Annotated in this window: 17 protein-coding genes, 1 tRNA gene and 1 riboswitch; of the genes, 13 read left to right on the top strand and 5 right to left on the bottom strand. The window is 64.2% G+C overall.

What is annotated here, in order from left to right; translation table 11 throughout:
* The first annotated feature begins 178 nt into the window (after positions 1 to 178).
* Genes BM374_RS03220 through BM374_RS03210 form a run of 3 tightly spaced genes read left to right on the top strand, consistent with a single transcriptional unit; the run spans position 179 to position 3,225 of the window.
* On the top strand, positions 179 to 1,441 hold the full coding sequence (locus BM374_RS03220; RefSeq protein ID WP_092289104.1) for an OpgC domain-containing protein: 1,263 nt from the start codon (positions 179 to 181) through the stop codon (positions 1,439 to 1,441).
* Complete coding sequence (locus BM374_RS03215; protein ID WP_092289103.1) at positions 1,441 to 2,220, top strand: SGNH/GDSL hydrolase family protein; 780 nt, start codon at positions 1,441 to 1,443, stop codon at positions 2,218 to 2,220. Before BM374_RS03220 ends, BM374_RS03215 begins: the two co-directional genes overlap by 1 nt.
* Positions 2,221 to 2,232: 12 nt before the next feature.
* Positions 2,233 to 3,225: an SGNH/GDSL hydrolase family protein gene (locus BM374_RS03210; RefSeq protein ID WP_092289102.1), complete on the top strand. Its 993-nt coding sequence runs from the start codon at positions 2,233 to 2,235 to the stop codon at positions 3,223 to 3,225.
* A 137-nt stretch (positions 3,226 to 3,362) separates the two neighbouring features.
* Here the strand turns inward: BM374_RS03210 and BM374_RS03205 are convergent, their stop codons facing one another.
* Entirely contained in the window at positions 3,363 to 4,550 is a 1,188-nt protein-coding gene (locus BM374_RS03205) for an O-succinylhomoserine sulfhydrylase (protein WP_092289101.1), read from the bottom strand.
* A gap of 73 nt (positions 4,551 to 4,623) precedes the next feature.
* A riboswitch (SAM riboswitch) is annotated at positions 4,624 to 4,703 on the bottom strand.
* Between the two features lie 107 nt (positions 4,704 to 4,810).
* Here BM374_RS03205 and BM374_RS03200 point away from each other — a divergent pair.
* The 4 genes from BM374_RS03200 (at position 4,811) to BM374_RS03185 (ending at position 9,228) form a co-directional block, all read left to right on the top strand.
* On the top strand, positions 4,811 to 5,917 hold the full coding sequence (locus BM374_RS03200) for a 2'-deoxycytidine 5'-triphosphate deaminase (RefSeq protein ID WP_092289100.1): 1,107 nt from the start codon (positions 4,811 to 4,813) through the stop codon (positions 5,915 to 5,917).
* Between the two features lie 102 nt (positions 5,918 to 6,019).
* Positions 6,020 to 6,448 carry a PAS domain-containing protein gene (locus BM374_RS03195; RefSeq protein ID WP_092289099.1) on the top strand — a complete coding sequence of 143 codons (429 nt, stop codon included), beginning with the start codon at positions 6,020 to 6,022 and terminating at the stop codon, positions 6,446 to 6,448.
* A 104-nt stretch (positions 6,449 to 6,552) separates the two neighbouring features.
* Positions 6,553 to 7,605, top strand: a complete 1,053-nt coding sequence (locus tag BM374_RS03190; RefSeq protein ID WP_092289098.1) for a hypothetical protein — start codon at positions 6,553 to 6,555, stop codon at positions 7,603 to 7,605.
* A gap of 180 nt (positions 7,606 to 7,785) precedes the next feature.
* Positions 7,786 to 9,228, top strand: a complete 1,443-nt coding sequence (locus BM374_RS03185; protein WP_092289097.1) for an MATE family efflux transporter — start codon at positions 7,786 to 7,788, stop codon at positions 9,226 to 9,228.
* A gap of 55 nt (positions 9,229 to 9,283) precedes the next feature.
* Here BM374_RS03185 and BM374_RS03180 read toward each other — a convergent pair whose 3' ends face one another.
* The 4 genes from BM374_RS03180 to BM374_RS03165 all read right to left on the bottom strand — a co-directional run bounded on the left by BM374_RS03180 (position 9,284) and on the right by BM374_RS03165 (position 11,647).
* Positions 9,284 to 9,679, bottom strand: a complete 396-nt coding sequence (locus tag BM374_RS03180) for an SRPBCC family protein (protein ID WP_092289096.1) — start codon at positions 9,677 to 9,679, stop codon at positions 9,284 to 9,286.
* Positions 9,680 to 9,805: 126 nt separating this feature from the next.
* Entirely contained in the window at positions 9,806 to 10,165 is a 360-nt protein-coding gene (locus BM374_RS03175; RefSeq protein ID WP_177248060.1) for a VOC family protein, read from the bottom strand.
* 54 nt (positions 10,166 to 10,219) lie between these two features.
* Positions 10,220 to 11,059 carry a helix-turn-helix transcriptional regulator gene (locus tag BM374_RS03170; protein WP_092289094.1) on the bottom strand — a complete coding sequence of 280 codons (840 nt, stop codon included), beginning with the start codon at positions 11,057 to 11,059 and terminating at the stop codon, positions 10,220 to 10,222.
* Between the two features lie 9 nt (positions 11,060 to 11,068).
* A complete protein-coding gene (locus BM374_RS03165) occupies positions 11,069 to 11,647 on the bottom strand; it encodes a methylated-DNA--[protein]-cysteine S-methyltransferase (RefSeq protein WP_092289093.1) in 579 nt (192 codons plus the stop codon).
* A 175-nt stretch (positions 11,648 to 11,822) separates the two neighbouring features.
* Between BM374_RS03165 and BM374_RS03160 the strand changes: the two genes are divergently transcribed.
* From BM374_RS03160 to BM374_RS03135, 6 genes are all read left to right on the top strand, one after another.
* Positions 11,823 to 11,896, top strand: a tRNA-Gly gene (locus BM374_RS03160).
* Positions 11,897 to 11,913: 17 nt separating this feature from the next.
* Positions 11,914 to 12,363, top strand: a complete 450-nt coding sequence (rpiB, locus tag BM374_RS03155) for a ribose 5-phosphate isomerase B (protein ID WP_092289092.1) — start codon at positions 11,914 to 11,916, stop codon at positions 12,361 to 12,363.
* Positions 12,364 to 12,549: 186 nt separating this feature from the next.
* Positions 12,550 to 13,131 carry a helix-turn-helix domain-containing protein gene (locus tag BM374_RS03150; RefSeq protein ID WP_092289091.1) on the top strand — a complete coding sequence of 194 codons (582 nt, stop codon included), beginning with the start codon at positions 12,550 to 12,552 and terminating at the stop codon, positions 13,129 to 13,131.
* Positions 13,131 to 13,643 carry a GNAT family N-acetyltransferase gene (locus BM374_RS03145; protein WP_177248059.1) on the top strand — a complete coding sequence of 171 codons (513 nt, stop codon included), beginning with the start codon at positions 13,131 to 13,133 and terminating at the stop codon, positions 13,641 to 13,643. The genes BM374_RS03150 and BM374_RS03145 overlap by 1 nt, the downstream gene beginning before the upstream one ends.
* A gap of 2 nt (positions 13,644 to 13,645) precedes the next feature.
* Complete coding sequence (locus tag BM374_RS03140; protein WP_177248142.1) at positions 13,646 to 14,110, top strand: GNAT family N-acetyltransferase; 465 nt, start codon at positions 13,646 to 13,648, stop codon at positions 14,108 to 14,110.
* A gap of 88 nt (positions 14,111 to 14,198) precedes the next feature.
* Positions 14,199 to 15,242, top strand: coding sequence for a LacI family DNA-binding transcriptional regulator (locus BM374_RS03135; protein WP_092289089.1), 1,044 nt, complete (start codon positions 14,199 to 14,201; stop codon positions 15,240 to 15,242).
* Positions 15,243 to 15,294 lie beyond the last annotated feature (52 nt).

The following is a 15,294-nucleotide window of genomic DNA, read 5'->3' as shown; positions in this document are numbered from 1 at the left end:
GAAATCCTCGCCCGGAACCAAATGCCGCCGAGCCCTTCGCGACATCGTCCCGCCAGAATTGGCGGGGAAGTACACCCCCCAAATACACTCGTATGTGATCCGGCCGCTTTGCGAGGCGGCGACTGGACCGGTACACTCCTTGAAACGTCGCGATTTGCGGAAGGGTTTTTGGGCCCCGATGACCATTGCCGATCAAGTGACGGGATCAATCGCAGGAACCGCAAGCGCCAAGCCCGCGGATGCCAAGCCTGTGGAGGCCAAGCCGCGTGCGCCGGCGATCACGCTGCCCGCCATCGGCGAGCGCGAACTCAGGCTCGACCTGTTCCGGGGTCTCGCGTTGTGGCTGATCTTCATCGATCATCTGCCGCCCAATTTGCTGACCTGGTTCACGATCCGCAATTACGGCTTCAGCGACGCCACCGAGATATTCATCTTCATCTCCGGCTACACCGCAGCCTTCGTCTACGGCCGTGCGATGCTGGAGAACAGCTTCGTGGTCGCCACCGCGCGCATCCTGCGCCGGGTCTGGCAGATCTATGTCGCCCATGTCTTCCTGTTCACGATCTTCCTTGCCGAGATCTCCTATGTGGCGACCAGCTTCGAGAACCCGCTCTACACCGAAGAGATGGGGATCATGGATTTCCTCAAGCAGCCCGATGTCACCATCGTGCAGGCGCTGCTCTTGCGCTTCCGTCCCGTCAACATGGACGTGCTGCCGCTCTACATCGTGTTGATGCTGGCGCTGCCGCTGATCCTGTGGTCGATGAAGTGGAGGCCGGACGTCACGCTCGCGCTCTCGGCCCTGCTCTACGCGGCGACGTGGGAATTCGACCTCTACTTCTCGGCCTATCCGAACGGCTTCTGGGCGTTCAATCCGCTGGCCTGGCAATTGTTGTTCGTGTTCGGGGCCTGGTGTGCGCTCGGAGGTGCGCGACGCATGTCGCGCATTCTGGCTTCCCCGGTGACGATGTGGATATCGATCGCCTATCTCGTCGCGGCGTTCTGCGTGACGCTGACCTGGTACGTGCCGCAGCTGTCGCACTTCATGCCGAAGCGGCTCGAGCAGTGGATGTATCCGATCGACAAGACCGACCTCGACGTGCTGCGCTTCACGCATTTCCTGGCGCTGGCCGCGCTCACGGTGCGGTTCCTGCCGCGGGAATGGCCGGGCCTGAAATCGCCGTGGCTGCGGCCGCTGATCCTGTGCGGCCAGCATTCCCTGGAGATCTTCTGTCTCGGCGTCTTCCTGGCCTTTGCGGGCCATTTCATCCTGGCCGAGGTCTCGGGTGGACCTGCCATGCATGCGCTGATCAGTCTCGCCGGAATCCTGATCATGTGGGCGGTGGCCTGGGTGATTTCGTGGTACAAGCGGGTGGCTGACAAGAGCGGTGCGAAAACCAAAAACGCCGTCGGCAACGCCGATCTGGCGGGAGGGGGCTGATGAAGGCGAAGGTACTCCTGAGCCTGATCCTGCTGTGCGGTGTCCTCGCCGCGCCGTCGGCGCGCGCCGAGGATGCTGCGCCTGCTGCTCCGACCCTGCCCGCGGCCTGCGAACTGCCGTCCTACCTGCTCACAAGCGAAAGCCAGCTCCACAAGGTTGCCGACACCGTCAAATCAGGCAAACCGCTCGAAATCCTCGTCGTCGGAAGCCGCTCGACGACCATTCCGTCGTCGGAGAGCAGCTCCTATCCGGCCAGGATGGAGGCGATCCTCAAGGAGAAGCTGCCGCCGTCGGAGGCCGTGCACGTCTCCGTAGAAATACAGAGCAAGAAGACCGCGGAGGAGACTGCCGGAAGCTTCGTTAAGCTGATGGAAGCAAAAACACCTACTTTGGTGATCTGGCAGACCGGGACCGTGGATGCTATCCGATCCATCGATCCCGACGAGTTTCGCAACGCGGTGACCGAAGGGGTCGCTGCGTTGCAAAATGCAGGGGCTGACGTCGTGTTGATGAATTTGCAGTACAGCCCGCGCACCGAAACCATGATCTCGGCGCCGCCTTATCTCGATAACATGCGGGTGGTGGCGCAGGAGCATGATATCCCGCTGTTCGACCGTTTCGCGATGATGCGGCAGTGGAATGATCAGGGTCAGTTCGACCTGTTCAGCCCGTCCCGCGGCCCCGAGCTGGCGAAGCAGGTCCACGATTGCATCGGCCGGGCGTTGGCACAGTTCGTGATCGACGCAGCTCACCTGGGGCCGGCCGAGCAGCAAAATTGAGGTCTAGCGTTAATGAGTTCTTTCCGCCCTTTTGGCCTGTCGATATGGCTGGCGGCGCCCGCCGCGGCGGCGCTGCTGATGCTGACGTCCTTCGTGCAGACACCCGCTCACGCGCAAGCGACACCTGCTTCGCCGCAGGCGACTAATCCCACTCCGCCATTACCATCCGAGATGACGGTCGCCGTGACCGGCCAGCCGGCAAGCGAGCAGCGCGGTCTCACCTCGCGCGCCATCGACAAGGTGAAGCAGGTCGCGAAATCCGCCGGCGACATTTTCAGCCGCGTGCCTTGCCTGTCGCCGAAGGGCGTCTCGAAGACCATGGGCTCGCTGCCGCATGTCGCGAACAAGCTGATTGCCGGCAAGCCCGTCGTGATCGTCGCGTTCGGCTCGTCGTCGACTGCAGGCTATGGCGCCAGCTCGCCCGACTTCAACTATCCGAACCGACTCGCTGCACAGCTGCGCCGGCAATACCCGACCGCAGATATCACCGTCGTCAATGCCGGCGTCGGTGGCGAGGACGCTCCCGAGATGATGAAGCGCCTCCAGAAGGCGGTGATCGACGTGCACCCGGACATGGTGATCTGGCAGGTCGGTACCAATGCCGTGCTGCGTAACCTCGATCCCGGCGACACTGCGAAAATAGTGGAAGAGGGCATCAGCCGCATCCAGGCGTCCGACGAGGCCGACATCGTGCTGGTCGATCCGCAATATTCACCTGCCGTCAACAAGCGTGCCGAGAGCGCAGGCAAGATGGTGAAGCTGCTCGGCAAGGTCGCCGAGCTTCGTCACGTCGGCATTTTCCCGCGCTTCGAGGTGATGCGCGACTGGCATGAGAAGCAGGCGCTCCCGGTCGAGAGCTTCGTCATCGCCGACGGCCTGCACATGAACGATTGGGGCTATGCCTGCTTCGCTCAGCTACTCGGCGATGACATCATCCGCTCGGTGGGGCAGATCAAGCTGGGTGTGAACGTGCCGGCAGACGTGCGGACCTATCGGCCGATGTAATTCCGCTGTCGTGTCTTCGTAGGGTGGGTTAGCCCTGCAGATGTGCGAAGCGCATCTGCTCGGCGTAACCCACCACCTCTGCATCCGCGGAGATAAACAGTGGTGGGTTACGCCTTCGGCTAACCCACCCTACAACCTCACGCCTTCTCCAGCGCCGCGGTGAGATCCTCGATCAGATCATCGGCGTGCTCGAGCCCTGCCGAGAAGCGAATGAAACCCTCGCCGATCCCGAGCTCCGCGCGCACCTCCGGCTTCAGCCGTTGATGCGTTGTCGTCGCCGGATGCGTGACGAGGCTCTTGGCGTCGCCGAGATTGTTGGAGATCTTGGCAAGCTTGAGCTCGTTGAGCACCCGGAACGCCGCGGCCTTGCCGCCCTTCACTTCGAAGCCGACCAGCGTCGAGCCGCCGCGCATCTGCTTCCTGACCAGTGCCGCCTGCGGATGATCCTCGCGGCCGGGATAGACCAGCCGCGCAATCTTCGGGTGGCTCGCCAGCACATCGGCGATGCGCGTGGCGGTGTCGGTCTGCGCGCGCACGCGCACGCCGAGCGTCTCCAGGCCCTTGAGCAGGACCCAGGCGTTGAACGGTGAGATCGACGGGCCGGTCTGGCGCATGAAATTGTGGATGTGCTCGGCAATGAAGGCCTCCGACGACAGGATGATGCCGCCGAGGCAGCGGCCCTGGCCGTCGATATGCTTGGTCGCGGAGTAGACCACGACGTCGGCTCCGAGCTCGAGCGGGCTCTGCCAGATCGGCGTGGCGAACACGTTGTCGACGATGAGCCGTGCGCCAGCCTGGTGCGCGATCTCGGCAATGCCGGGAATGTCGAGCACGTCGAGCGTCGGGTTGGTCGGGCTCTCCAGGAAGAAGGTCTTGGTGTTGGGCTTCACCGCGCGCTGCCATTCATCGAGATTGGCACCATTGACCAGCGTGGTCTCGATGCCGTAGCGCGGCAGCAGGTCCTGCAACACATAGAGATTGGAGCCGAACAGCGCGCGCGACGCCACCACGTGATCGCCGGCCCTGAGCGGCGCCAGGATCGCCGTCGTCACTGCGGCCATGCCGGTCGCGGCCGATCGCGCGGCCTCGGCGCCTTCGAGCTCGATCATGCGGCGCTCGAACATCGCGATCGTCGGGTTCGAATAGCGCGAGTAAATGAAGCCGGGGTCCTCGCCCTTGAACCGCGCCTCGCACTCCTCGGCGCTGTTGTAGACATAGCCCTGCGTCAGGAACAGCGACTCCGACGTCTCGCCATATTGCGAGCGCAGGGTGCCGGAATGGACCAGGCGAGTTTCGGGGCGGTAGTTGGCAGGCGACTTCGACATAGGACCCTCCGATATGACCGTCTCGTCAAAACGGTCACAAAAAAACCGGCCTGGATATCTCCACGGGCCGGGATCACAGAGGTCCCCGGCCTGTTTAGCGACTTATTTAACGTGGCTGCAAGCCGGCCGGCTCAAATCACCACGGGATAAGTGATGCTCATATTCCGCAATGCCCTTTCCGTCAAGGCGTCCATCGGATAGCCGTAAACGCTGGTATTTTCACATGTCCGGATGGGTGTGCCCCTGACGAGGATCCCCGGTTGAGTTTCACGGTCGCCGCCGACGCCAATGGTATCCTGCCTGACCGCATGATCGCGGCGATGGCGGAAGAGGGTCTCATCCTGCCCGCCTATGATTTCGTCGAAAGCCAGATCCAGCCGGCAAGCCTCGATCTGCGTCTCGGCGACATCGCCTATCGCGTGCGCGCGAGCTTCCTGCCTGGACCCGGCGCCACCGTCGCCGAGCGCATCGACCAGTTGAAGCTGCACGAGTTCAGCCTCGCCGATGGCGCGGTGCTGGAGACCAACTGCGTCTACATCGTGCCGTTGCTGGAGAGCCTCGCGTTGCCGCCGGAGATCGTCGCGGCCGCGAACCCCAAAAGCTCGACCGGCCGCCTCGATGTCTTCACCCGCGTGATTGCCGACGGCACCCGGCGCTTCGACATGATCGGCGCCGGCTATCACGGCCCGCTCTATGCCGAGATCAGCCCGAAGACCTTTCCGGTGCTGGTGCGCGAGGGCTCGCGCCTTAGCCAGGTGCGCTTCCGCACCGGTGATGCCATCCTCAATGCCGACGAGCTCGATGGGCTGCATGCCACTGAGCGTCTCGTCGACATCGACGATGCCGATCTCACGGGCGGCGTCGCCGTCTCCGTCGATCTCTCCGGCGAGAAGGGCAGCGGCTTCGTCGGCTATCGCGCCAAGCGCCACACCGGGGTCGTCGATGTCGATCGTCGCTCCGGCTATGCAGTGGAAGATTTCTGGGAGCCGATCTCGGCGCGTCCCGACGGCAGCCTGATCCTCGATCCCGGTGAGTTCTATATCCTCGCCTCCAAGGAAGCGGTGCAGGTGCCGCCCGATTACGCCGCGGAGATGGTTCCGTTCGATCCGCTGGTCGGCGAGTTCCGCGTGCACTATGCCGGATTCTTCGATCCCGGCTTCGGCTATGCCGGTGCCGGCGGGCAAGGCGCGCGCGCCGTGCTGGAAGTGCGCTCGCGCGAAGTGCCGTTCATCCTCGAGCACGGCCAGATCGTCGGCCGCCTCGTCTACGAGAAGATGCTGGCCCGCCCCGATGCCATGTACGGCCAGCGCATCGGCTCCAACTACCAGGCGCAGGGCCTGAAGCTGAGCAAGCATTTCCGGGTGTAGTGCTCACCGCACCCTCTGCTGTCATGCCCGGTCAAGTCGGGCGATGACACCGAGCGTGTGGCAAGGTACCTCAGGACATCCATCGACATGCGAGGTGGCGCCATGACCGATCAGTTCCAACTCGACGCAAACATCCTCAACGACGTCGCCGACGCGCTGATCTATTCGGATCGCTCCGGCACCATCACACGGTGGAATCGCGCATCCGCTGTGCTGTTCGGCTTCCCAGCGGACGAAGCGCTCGGCCAAAATCTCGATCTGATCATTCCCGAACATCTGCGCGCTGCACACTGGAAGGGTTTTGAGGCCGCGCTCGCCAGCGGCACGATGAAGCTTGCGGGCAAGCCGACACTGACCCGGGCGCTGCACAAGAGCGGACGCAAGCTCTACATCGAAATGACTTTTGCGTTGGTGCGTGACGCCGCTGGCAACGTGCTCGGATCGGTTGCGATGGCGCGCGACGTCACCGATCGGGTCGAGCGCGAGCGCGCCGCCAAGGCAGCACAAAACAAGCCTGCGCAAAATTCGTGATGCGGAATTGACGGGCTATCGTGCAGGCCGCCCTGCTCGCACCTCATGTTGCCTGCTACGGGACGCAGTGACACACTCGATCAAAACAACGATCGGGAGTGAACATGACCGCAGCAGCAGACGCGGCGCATGCAGCGCAATGGAAGCGCTGGCGCGCGGTCGCCGAGCTCTATCACGCCTATTTCACCGGCCTCATCCTCACCGTGGTCACGCGCCGTGGCACGGCCGATGCAGCGGAGTTTGTCTTCCGCGTGTTCCGCCGCCAGCAGCAGGAGCGCTTCCTGCCGGGGCTCAAGAAGCTCGGGATCGATCATCTGCCGCCGGCAGTGGCGGCCGCGCAATATCACTACCTCTCCAACTGGATCGGCGGCGTGCATGTCGAATACATGTATGAGAGCGACACCAAGGCTTGGATCCGCTATCCGCCGCCGCGCTGGATCTGGAAGGGCGCTGCGATCTGCGGCGTGCCGGGCGAGGTGAGCCGCGCGATGTTGCGCGGCTGGCACGCCAACAACGGCGTCGCGCTGGACGACACCAGACTGGGCTTCGTCTGTACCAAGCAGAGCGTCGACGGCCAGGACGGGCTCGAAGGCTATTATCATCAATACGACCATGCGCTCGAGCTCGACCAGCGCCTGGTGTTCGCGCGGCATCTCGAAGCGCCGCTGTTCGACGAGAAGACCGCGCCGGCGCTGCCGGTCGCAAGCTGGCCGAAACCACGGCTGGAAAAAGCCTATCGCAACTACGCCATGGAATATGTCCGCACCGCTGCACCGGTGATGGTGCAGCTGTTCGGCCCGGAAGATGGCGGCTATCTCCTGCACCTCACCGGCAAGCTGATCGGGATGCAATGTTTCGATGAAGTCGCGACGGCGCTGTCGATGAGCCGCGGCGGTGCGAGGGAGTTCGCCTCGTTCCTTGACGCGCTGTTCGCCACGCAGGACGACTCCGCCGAGATCACGCAATCCGAAGGCAGCTTCGAGATCGCGCAGCAGAGCTGGAAGTTGATGGACGACGTGGCCGAATATCATGGTGCCTGCACCAAGGTGCTGGAGGGATTGTTCGAAGGGTTGGCTGCCGGATGCGGTCGGCATATCCCGGTGCATTTGCGCCCGACCGCCGCTGGCCGGCCGCCGCTGGTCTGGACGATTGGATAGGGAGAAGACCGCAATTCCACGGGCTGAAATGCACTGCCGCAGGGCACGCCTGCATCTGGCGCAGGAGGAATCGCCAGCCGCCGTGCTAACAAGTGCTGACGCGCCTTTCGCGCGAGCAAATTCATTGGCACACCTACGCATTGCCGCCCCCGCAAATGGCGCTTACACCCTGGAGAGGAAATGACTGAGATCGCCGAGATCCCGGTCGATGAGCAGGAACGTCCGCTGCCGCCATCCCCGCGCCCCGCACGGAGCGCGCTGACCGACGGGCCGATCCTGCGCACTCTGCTCTCGCTCGCCTGGCCGAACGTGGTCGCGCTGTCCGCCGGCACCTGCGTGGTGATCGCAGAGACGTCCTATATCGGCCGCCTCGGCGTCGAAGCACTGGCTGCGATGGCGCTGGTGTTTCCGACGGTGATCCTGACCATGACGATGTCGGGCGGCGCCATGGGCGGTGCCGTGGCTTCCGCTATCGCACGCGCGCTGGGCGCCGGCGATCGCGAGCGCGCCGGGACGTTGGCGGCGCATGCACTCCTGATCGGCATCACCTTCGGCCTCGTCTTCATGCTGGGCATGCTGATCTTCGGGCCCCAGGTGCTCACCATGCTCGGCGGCCGTGGTGACGTGCTGGCGCATGCGATCGCCTACACGCAAGTGTTCTTTGGCGGTGCGGTGCTGCCCTGGACGCTCAACACCATGGCCGGCGTGCTGCGCGGCACCGGCAACATGAAGCTGCCGTCGCTGTTGATCCTCAACTCTGCGGTCTGGCAGATCGTGCTCGGCGGCACTCTCGGCCTCGGGCTCGGACCCGTACCGCAGCTTGGCATGCGCGGCGTCGCGGCCGGCGCGCTGACCGCCTACTCCATGAACATCTGCATCATGGGTTGGTACCTCTTCTCCGGCCGCGCGCGTGTCGTTCCCAAACTGCGTGGCTTGCGCATCCAATGGGCGATGTTTTTCGACATCCTGAAGGTCGGCGCAATCGCCTGCTTCTCTCCGCTGCAATCGGTGCTGACCATCTCGATCTTCACGCACATGCTGGCGAAGTTCGGCACCGCGATCCTCGCCGGTTACGGCATCGGCGCGCGGCTCGAATTTCTGCTGACCTCGATCGCGTTCTCGTTCGGCATCGCCTCGGTGCCGATGGTCGGCATGGCGGTTGGCGCCGGCCGTATTTCGCGCGCCCGGCGCATCGCCTGGATTGCAGGTGCGAGTGCTTTCGTTGCCGTGGGTACGCCCGCCTGCCTCGTCGCGCTGTTCCCCGATCTCTGGGTCAACATCTTTACGGACAGCGCCAATGTGCGCGCGACCAGTCATCAATATCTGTCGACCGTAGCGCCGTTCTATGCCTTCATCGGGCTCGCCTCGACGATGTACTTCTCGTCGCAGGGAGCGGCCAAGGTGATCGGTCCGGTGCTGGCGCAGACTGCGCGGCTGATCTACATCGCGAGTTGCGGCTGGTGGTTGTCGACGCACGATGCCAGCGCGCAAAATTTCTTCTGGCTTGCCGCAAGCTCGATGGTCGTGCTCGGGCTGCTCTCGAGCTCCAGCGTGGCGTTGACGCGCTGGGGTCCGCGCGGGACGAGGCCGGCGGTTCGCGCGGTGCTCTCAGCCGCCGATTAGCGATGCCTGTGGCGGCGATGGCCGCCACAGCTGACCTCGCGGGATCGGACAAGAGCTAGCCCGCCGGGAAAGCCTTGTGCATCGCGACCACGGCGGCCTTGGTCTGCTCTCGCACGTAAGGGGCAAGCTCGTTCGGCAGCATGTCGATGATCCAGGCCAGGCGACATTTCGCCTCGCCGTCGGCGATCACCTGCACCGAGGCACTGTAGTGCTTCAGCCGCTCGTTGCTGATCGCGTAGACCAGCCGCTGCCGTGCATCGTCGCAATCGACCAGCACCTCGCGTGCAACCGAGCCGTTGGCGAAGGTGACGATGCGCGCATCGCCGTCGAGCTCGCAAGCGGTGACGAATCCCGGCACCAGCCGCCGAGGCAGCGCACCGAAATCGCGCACCGCATCCCATACGTTGCGGGCCGGGGCGGGGAGGGAGACATCGTTGTGAATGGAGGCCATAGAGAGTCCCATTTTTCTGGAGTCATTCCCGGGCGTTCGACGAGCCGAGCCCGGAATCTCGAGATTCCGGGTCTGGTGCTGCGCACCACCCGGAATGACATCGTATGTGGGGCCTTTGGTTGCGCCCTACGTACAAACCGCTTCGACATTGTTTCCATCAGGATCAATCAGAAAAGCCGCATAGTAAGTCGGACTGTAATCCTTGCGCGGCCCGGCGCCGCCATTGTCACGGCCGCCGCTTTTTAGCCCCTCGCTGTGAAACGCCTTCACCGCGTCATGATTCCCTGCGCGAAACGCGATATGCGCGCCGTCGGCCTTGCGGCCCGTGTTCAGATGCAGCCAGAGCGCCGGCTCGCCCTTCGGCCCGAACCCGGCATAGCCGTCGCCGCTCGAGCACAGCACGTAACCGAGCGGCGCCAGCACGGCGGCGTAGAAACGCGTGGCGGCGTCGAGGTCGGCAACGCGCAGCCCGATATGGTCATACATGGTCGTCTCCATTGCAAAGCGCGCCGAACTGGCGCGCGCCGGAGACGACCCTAGTCAGTTGAGGGCGAGCGGCTCTTGGAGAATCTTGCGCTTCCCTTTCGCAGCCTGCCGGAACCTGGTCGGCGACATGCCGGCGGCGCGGTGGAAGGTGCGGACGAAATTGGAGAGGTCGCCGAAGCCGACATCATAGGCGACATCGGTCACCGCGATGTCGTCCTCCGTGAGCAGGCGCGCCGCATGCCGCAGCCGCGAGCGCACCAGATATTGATGCGGGGTGACGCCGAGCACGTTGGAAAACAGCCGCAGGAAATGGAACGGGCTCAGCCCCGCCAGGCGCGCGGCCTGCTCGAGATCGATCTCGGCATGCGAGTTGTCGTCGATCCACAAGGCGGCCTCTACCGCGCGGCGGCGGTCGCGCGCCGTCGGCGCTACCCGCTTGCGCGGCTTGCCCGAGACCACATCAACAAAGCGGCCGGCCAGAAGCTGTCCGACCTCGTCGAGTCCCAGGTCGCTATTGCCATCTGCCGCCGTCTGGGCGAGCTCGCCCAGCACCATCAGCTCGGGCAGCGGCGGCGTTGCACCGATTTGCCAAGTCTCACGTCGTCCGCCGAGAGCATCGACGAGGTCCTCGCTGAGGAAGAACGACAGGCAGACATCGCCGCAGACGTGCTCATGGGTGCAGGTGTATTCGTCGCCGGGCGCTCCGACCAGTAGCGAGCCGGCCACCAGCTCGAAGAAGCCGGCGCTGCAATGGCAGCCAAAGCTTCCCGAGCGGACATAGGCGATGGAATGACCGGTGCGGCACTCGGCAAACGGCTGGTCGTCCGGTCCCGCGTCGCAGCGAAACTCGGAGACCGTCATCGTCTGGGACGTCAGCAGTGTGGTCGCATCCATCCCCGGTATTTAGGAGGGCGAGCGCGGCGGAGCAACGGGCAGCAGCACCTCGAACAGCGTCTTGGTGGCGATCGGATGGGCACCTTCGAGCGACAAGAGGCGCCGCTTCGAGATCACGCCGCCGTAAGGCGAGATCCGGTCAGTATAGCCGCTCGCTTCCAGCACCCGGTGGCAGGGCACGATGATCATGTAGGGATTTCGGGAGATCGCCTGCGCCACCGAATGCGCGGCGCCGGAGGCGCCCAGCGCCTTGGCGACCTCATGATAGGTGCGCGTCTCCCCGCGGGGGATGGTGCAGGCATATTCATAGACGCGCCGGTTGAAGGCAGGCACGCCGCCGGCATCGAGGCTGACGTCGGAAAAATCGGGATCGCTGCCTTGCAGCAAGGTCACAATGCCCTCGATCGCGAGCTCGGAATTGAGCGGTGGCGCCTGCTCGCGCGCCTCGGGATGGATCTGAAAAATCCGGCGGCGGGTGTCGATCTCCCGCGCCTCCGGCAATTGTACGGCAGCGACGCCAGTGCTGCTCCAGATGATGCCGCAACGGCCTATCGCCGTGTCGAAAATCGCGTAAGCACTCCCCACCATGCACACGCCCCACTCAGTGCACGTTTCTCCCCAGACGTTCGATCATAACACCGCCACAATCCGGCGCACCCAAAATCTTGCCAGGACGTTAAGATCAGTCCGGCTTGAGGCGCCAAAGCTCTTGGCGCCGGACACCGTCTCGGCTAATCAGGAAGAGTGCACGACACGCGCATGAGCGGGCGTAGTTCAATGGTAGAACGGCAGCTTCCCAAGCTGCATACGAGGGTTCGATTCCCTTCGCCCGCTCCAAATTCCTGGGACTATCAATGGCCGACAAGGACGAGAGCGCGCGCTTGGTCGCGATTGCCTGTGATCACGGGGGCTATGCCCTCAAGGAAGCCCTGAAAGGCGCGCTGCCCGATGTGACATGGTTGGACCTCGGCACCGATAGCGCCGCCTCCGTCGACTATCCCGATTTCGCTCACAAGCTGGCCGAGGCCATCAAGGCCGGTAAAGCCGGACGCGGCATTTTGATCTGCGGATCGGGTATCGGCATTTCCATGGCCGCCAATCGCCATGCGCATATCCGTTGCGCCCTCGTTCACGATGTCACCGGTGCGCGGCTGTGCCGCCAACACAATGATGCGAATGTTCTGGCGCTGGGCGGCCGGACGACCGGCGATGTGGTGGCGAGGGAATGCGTTGAAGCCTTCCTGAACACGGCGTTCGAAGGCGGCCGCCATCAAAAGCGCATCGACAAGCTGGGCTCCTGCTAAGGGCCGCTTACCCGACACCGCCTGATCCGTCCGTTCGCTCTTTGTGCATCCCGAGCGTTGCTCCCCGGCACGCAAAGATTCCAATATATTAGCCTCTCGCTCCCGGCACGCATCGTTCCACCGCCTTAAGCTCTTAGTGCCCGGCGGATGCGGTCCATGTGCCGGGCGATGTGCGGATCAGAGGCCATGGACCAGCAAAAACTCGACAGGGCGATCGGTCGCCGATTGAAGATTCTGAGGACGCAGGCCGGCATGACCTTGAATGAGCTCGCGGCGCGCTCCGGTGTCAGCCGGGCCATGATCGGGCGGGTGGAGCGGGCGCAGAGCAGTGCCACCGCGGCGCTGCTCAACAAGCTCTGCGCCGCGCTCGACGTCACGCTCAGCGATGTGGTCGCGCTTGCGGAGAAACCGCCCGAGCGGCTGGTGCGCCTCGCCGACCAGCCGCAATGGCGCGATCCCGACAGCGGTTACCGCCGCCGTCATGCCTCGCCGGCCGATGCGGCAAGCGGCATCGAGATCATCGTCGTCGATCTGCCGGCCGGCGCGCGCGTGGCCTACAGCCCGTGGGGGCGCAGCGCCTTCACCCAGCAGCTTCTGATGCTGGAGGGCGCGGTCTGCGTCTACATCGATGCCAAGACGCTGCGCCTGCGCGAGGGCGATTGCCTCGACTTCGACGTCATGCGCGCGATCACCTTCGAGAATGAAACCAGGCAGGATGCCCGCTACGTCATCATCACGCGGCGCGGCACCTCTTATGGGAAAATGTGATGTCGCCGATCGTCCGGGACGCCACGCTCGAGGATGCCGGGGATATCCTCGCCATCTATAATTTCGCCGCCATCAACACCACGGCGGTGTGGACCGACGGCCCCGCCGACATCGCCTCGCGGCGCGAATGGATCCGCGCGCGTCAGGAGGCCGGCTATCCCGTGCTGGTGGCGATGAAGGGCAGGGACGTCGTCGGCTTCGCCTCCTTCGGCGATTTTCGCCCTTTCCCAGGCTATCGCCACACCGTGGAGAATTCGGTCTATGTCGACGAGCGGCATCATCGGCTTGGCATCGGCCGCAGCCTGGTCACTGCGCTGGTCGAGCGCGCCAGTGCGCTGAACAAGCACGCGATGATCGCCGGCATCGAGGCCGCCAATATAGCCTCGCTCGGATTGCATGCATCGCTTGGCTTTGTCGAGGTCGCCCGCATGCCCGAGGTCGGCTGCAAATTCGGCCGCTGGCTCGATCTCGTCTTCATGCAGAAGACGCTTGCAGGCAATGTGAGGCCCTGATGATGCAGATCCGCACCGGCGATACCTTTGATCCGCGCGTCGTCGCGCTGCTCGACCACCATGTCGCGGCGGCGCGGGCGCAGACTGCGCCGGGCAGCGCGCATGCGCTCGACCTCGCAGGCCTTCGTGCCAGCGATGTCGCATTCTGGACCGGCTGGGACGGCGAAACGCTGGTCGCGACCGGCGCGCTGAAGACGCTCTCGCCCGACCACGGCGAGGTGAAGTCGATGCACACGCTCCAGACGGCGCGCCGCCGCGGCTTCGGTGGCCTCATGCTCCGCCACGTCATCGCCGAGGCCCGCAGGCGCGACATGACGCGGCTGAGCCTCGAGACCGGCTCGTGGGATTATTTCAAGCCGGCGCACGTGCTCTACCGCGCCCACGGCTTCGTGCCTTGCGCACCGTTCCAGGGCTATGTCGAGGACCCCAACAGCCTATTCCTGACGCTCGATCTGACCGGCGTCTAAGAGGTGCAACGCAACCGCGGCTCGAAAACATTGCCGCATCCCTCAAAATGAGTTGCGTACCTCAAAACACCTCTGCTAGCCTTCAGTCATGGTTGAGGAGACCGTTTCCGCCGCGCTGACGCTGAAGGACATCGCCCGCGAGGCCGGTGTCAGCTTGGCTACGGTCGACCGCGTCCTGCATCACCGCCCCGGCGTGCGGCCGGACACGGTCCGGCGCGTCCAGGAGATCATCGCGCGTAACGCCTTTCAGCCGCACGTGGCTGCCGCCGAGCTTGCCCGTGGCCGCGCCCGCCGCTTCGCCTTTGTGATGCCGACCGGCGCGAACCCCTTCATGCAGCAGATCGAGGCCTATCTCCGGGAGATGTCGGGCTGGCTTGCCGCGCGCCGTCTCAGCGTCGAGCTGGTCAATACGGATGTGTTCGATCCAGCCGTGCTCGCAGCCTCGCTCGAGGCGCTGTCGGGCAATTACGACGGCATTGCCGTGGTGGCATTGGATCATCCCGGCGTTCGCGCTGCAATCAACGACCTCGTCGATGCCGGCACCAAGGTGGTGACGCTGGTTTCGGATGTGCCGTCGTCGCGCCGCCATCATTACGTCGGCATTGACAATATTGCGGCAGGCCGCACCGCCGGGGCACTGGTCGGCCGGCTGGTCGGCCAAAAGTCCGGCAAGATCGGCATCATCGCGGGTTCGCAGGGCCTGCGCGATCACGCCGAGCGTATTTTCGGCTTCAATCAGGTGATGGCGTCGGAATTTTCGCACCTCGATGTATTGCCTCTGCTCGAGGGGCGCGACGACGACGATCGTTCCGAGCAGCTGATCTCGCGGCTCCTCGGCAAGCACCCCGACATCATCGGCCTCTACAATGTCGGCGCCGGCACGCAAGGCGTGGCCAAGGCACTGACCGAGGCCGGCCGCGAGAAGCAGGTCGTCTTCATCGCCCACGATCTCACGGCGATGACGCGGAGATTATTGCTCCAAGGCGCGCTGGATGCCGCGATCTCGCAGAACCCGGGGCATGAGGCGCGCGCCGCCGTGCGCGTGCTGCTGTCGCTTGCACGGAACGAGCCGATCTTGAGCGAACAGGAGAATATCCGCATCGACATCTTGATGCGGGACAATTTGCCGTAGCGGCGGCGTGAAGAGGATGGTCCGTGGAACAGGCGACGGAGATCGCCAACCG

Source organism: Bradyrhizobium sp. Ghvi (genome assembly GCF_900115265.1).
In the GTDB taxonomy this organism is placed as follows: Bacteria; Pseudomonadota; Alphaproteobacteria; order Rhizobiales; family Xanthobacteraceae; genus Bradyrhizobium.
This window is presented reverse-complemented; position numbering and strand designations above follow the sequence as displayed.

Bases quoted from the DNA above. Each gene is read 5' to 3' on its own strand.
- BM374_RS03220 (WP_092289104.1), top strand. From the start codon at position 179: ATGACCATTGCCGATCAAGTGACGGGATCAATCGCAGGAACCGCAAGC.
- BM374_RS03215 (WP_092289103.1), top strand. From the start codon at position 1,441: ATGAAGGCGAAGGTACTCCTGAGCCTGATCCTGCTGTGCGGTGTCCTC.
- BM374_RS03210 (WP_092289102.1), top strand. From the start codon at position 2,233: ATGAGTTCTTTCCGCCCTTTTGGCCTGTCGATATGGCTGGCGGCGCCC.
- BM374_RS03205 (WP_092289101.1), bottom strand. From the start codon at position 4,550: ATGTCGAAGTCGCCTGCCAACTACCGCCCCGAAACTCGCCTGGTCCAT.
- BM374_RS03195 (WP_092289099.1), top strand. From the start codon at position 6,020: ATGACCGATCAGTTCCAACTCGACGCAAACATCCTCAACGACGTCGCC.
- BM374_RS03190 (WP_092289098.1), top strand. From the start codon at position 6,553: ATGACCGCAGCAGCAGACGCGGCGCATGCAGCGCAATGGAAGCGCTGG.
- BM374_RS03185 (WP_092289097.1), top strand. From the start codon at position 7,786: ATGACTGAGATCGCCGAGATCCCGGTCGATGAGCAGGAACGTCCGCTG.
- BM374_RS03180 (WP_092289096.1), bottom strand. From the start codon at position 9,679: ATGGCCTCCATTCACAACGATGTCTCCCTCCCCGCCCCGGCCCGCAAC.
- BM374_RS03175 (WP_177248060.1), bottom strand. From the start codon at position 10,165: ATGTATGACCATATCGGGCTGCGCGTTGCCGACCTCGACGCCGCCACG.
- BM374_RS03170 (WP_092289094.1), bottom strand. From the start codon at position 11,059: ATGGATGCGACCACACTGCTGACGTCCCAGACGATGACGGTCTCCGAG.
- BM374_RS03165 (WP_092289093.1), bottom strand. From the start codon at position 11,647: ATGGTGGGGAGTGCTTACGCGATTTTCGACACGGCGATAGGCCGTTGC.
- rpiB (WP_092289092.1), top strand. From the start codon at position 11,914: ATGGCCGACAAGGACGAGAGCGCGCGCTTGGTCGCGATTGCCTGTGAT.
- BM374_RS03150 (WP_092289091.1), top strand. From the start codon at position 12,550: ATGGACCAGCAAAAACTCGACAGGGCGATCGGTCGCCGATTGAAGATT.
- BM374_RS03145 (WP_177248059.1), top strand. From the start codon at position 13,131: ATGTCGCCGATCGTCCGGGACGCCACGCTCGAGGATGCCGGGGATATC.
- BM374_RS03140 (WP_177248142.1), top strand. From the start codon at position 13,646: ATGCAGATCCGCACCGGCGATACCTTTGATCCGCGCGTCGTCGCGCTG.
- BM374_RS03135 (WP_092289089.1), top strand. From the start codon at position 14,199: ATGGTTGAGGAGACCGTTTCCGCCGCGCTGACGCTGAAGGACATCGCC.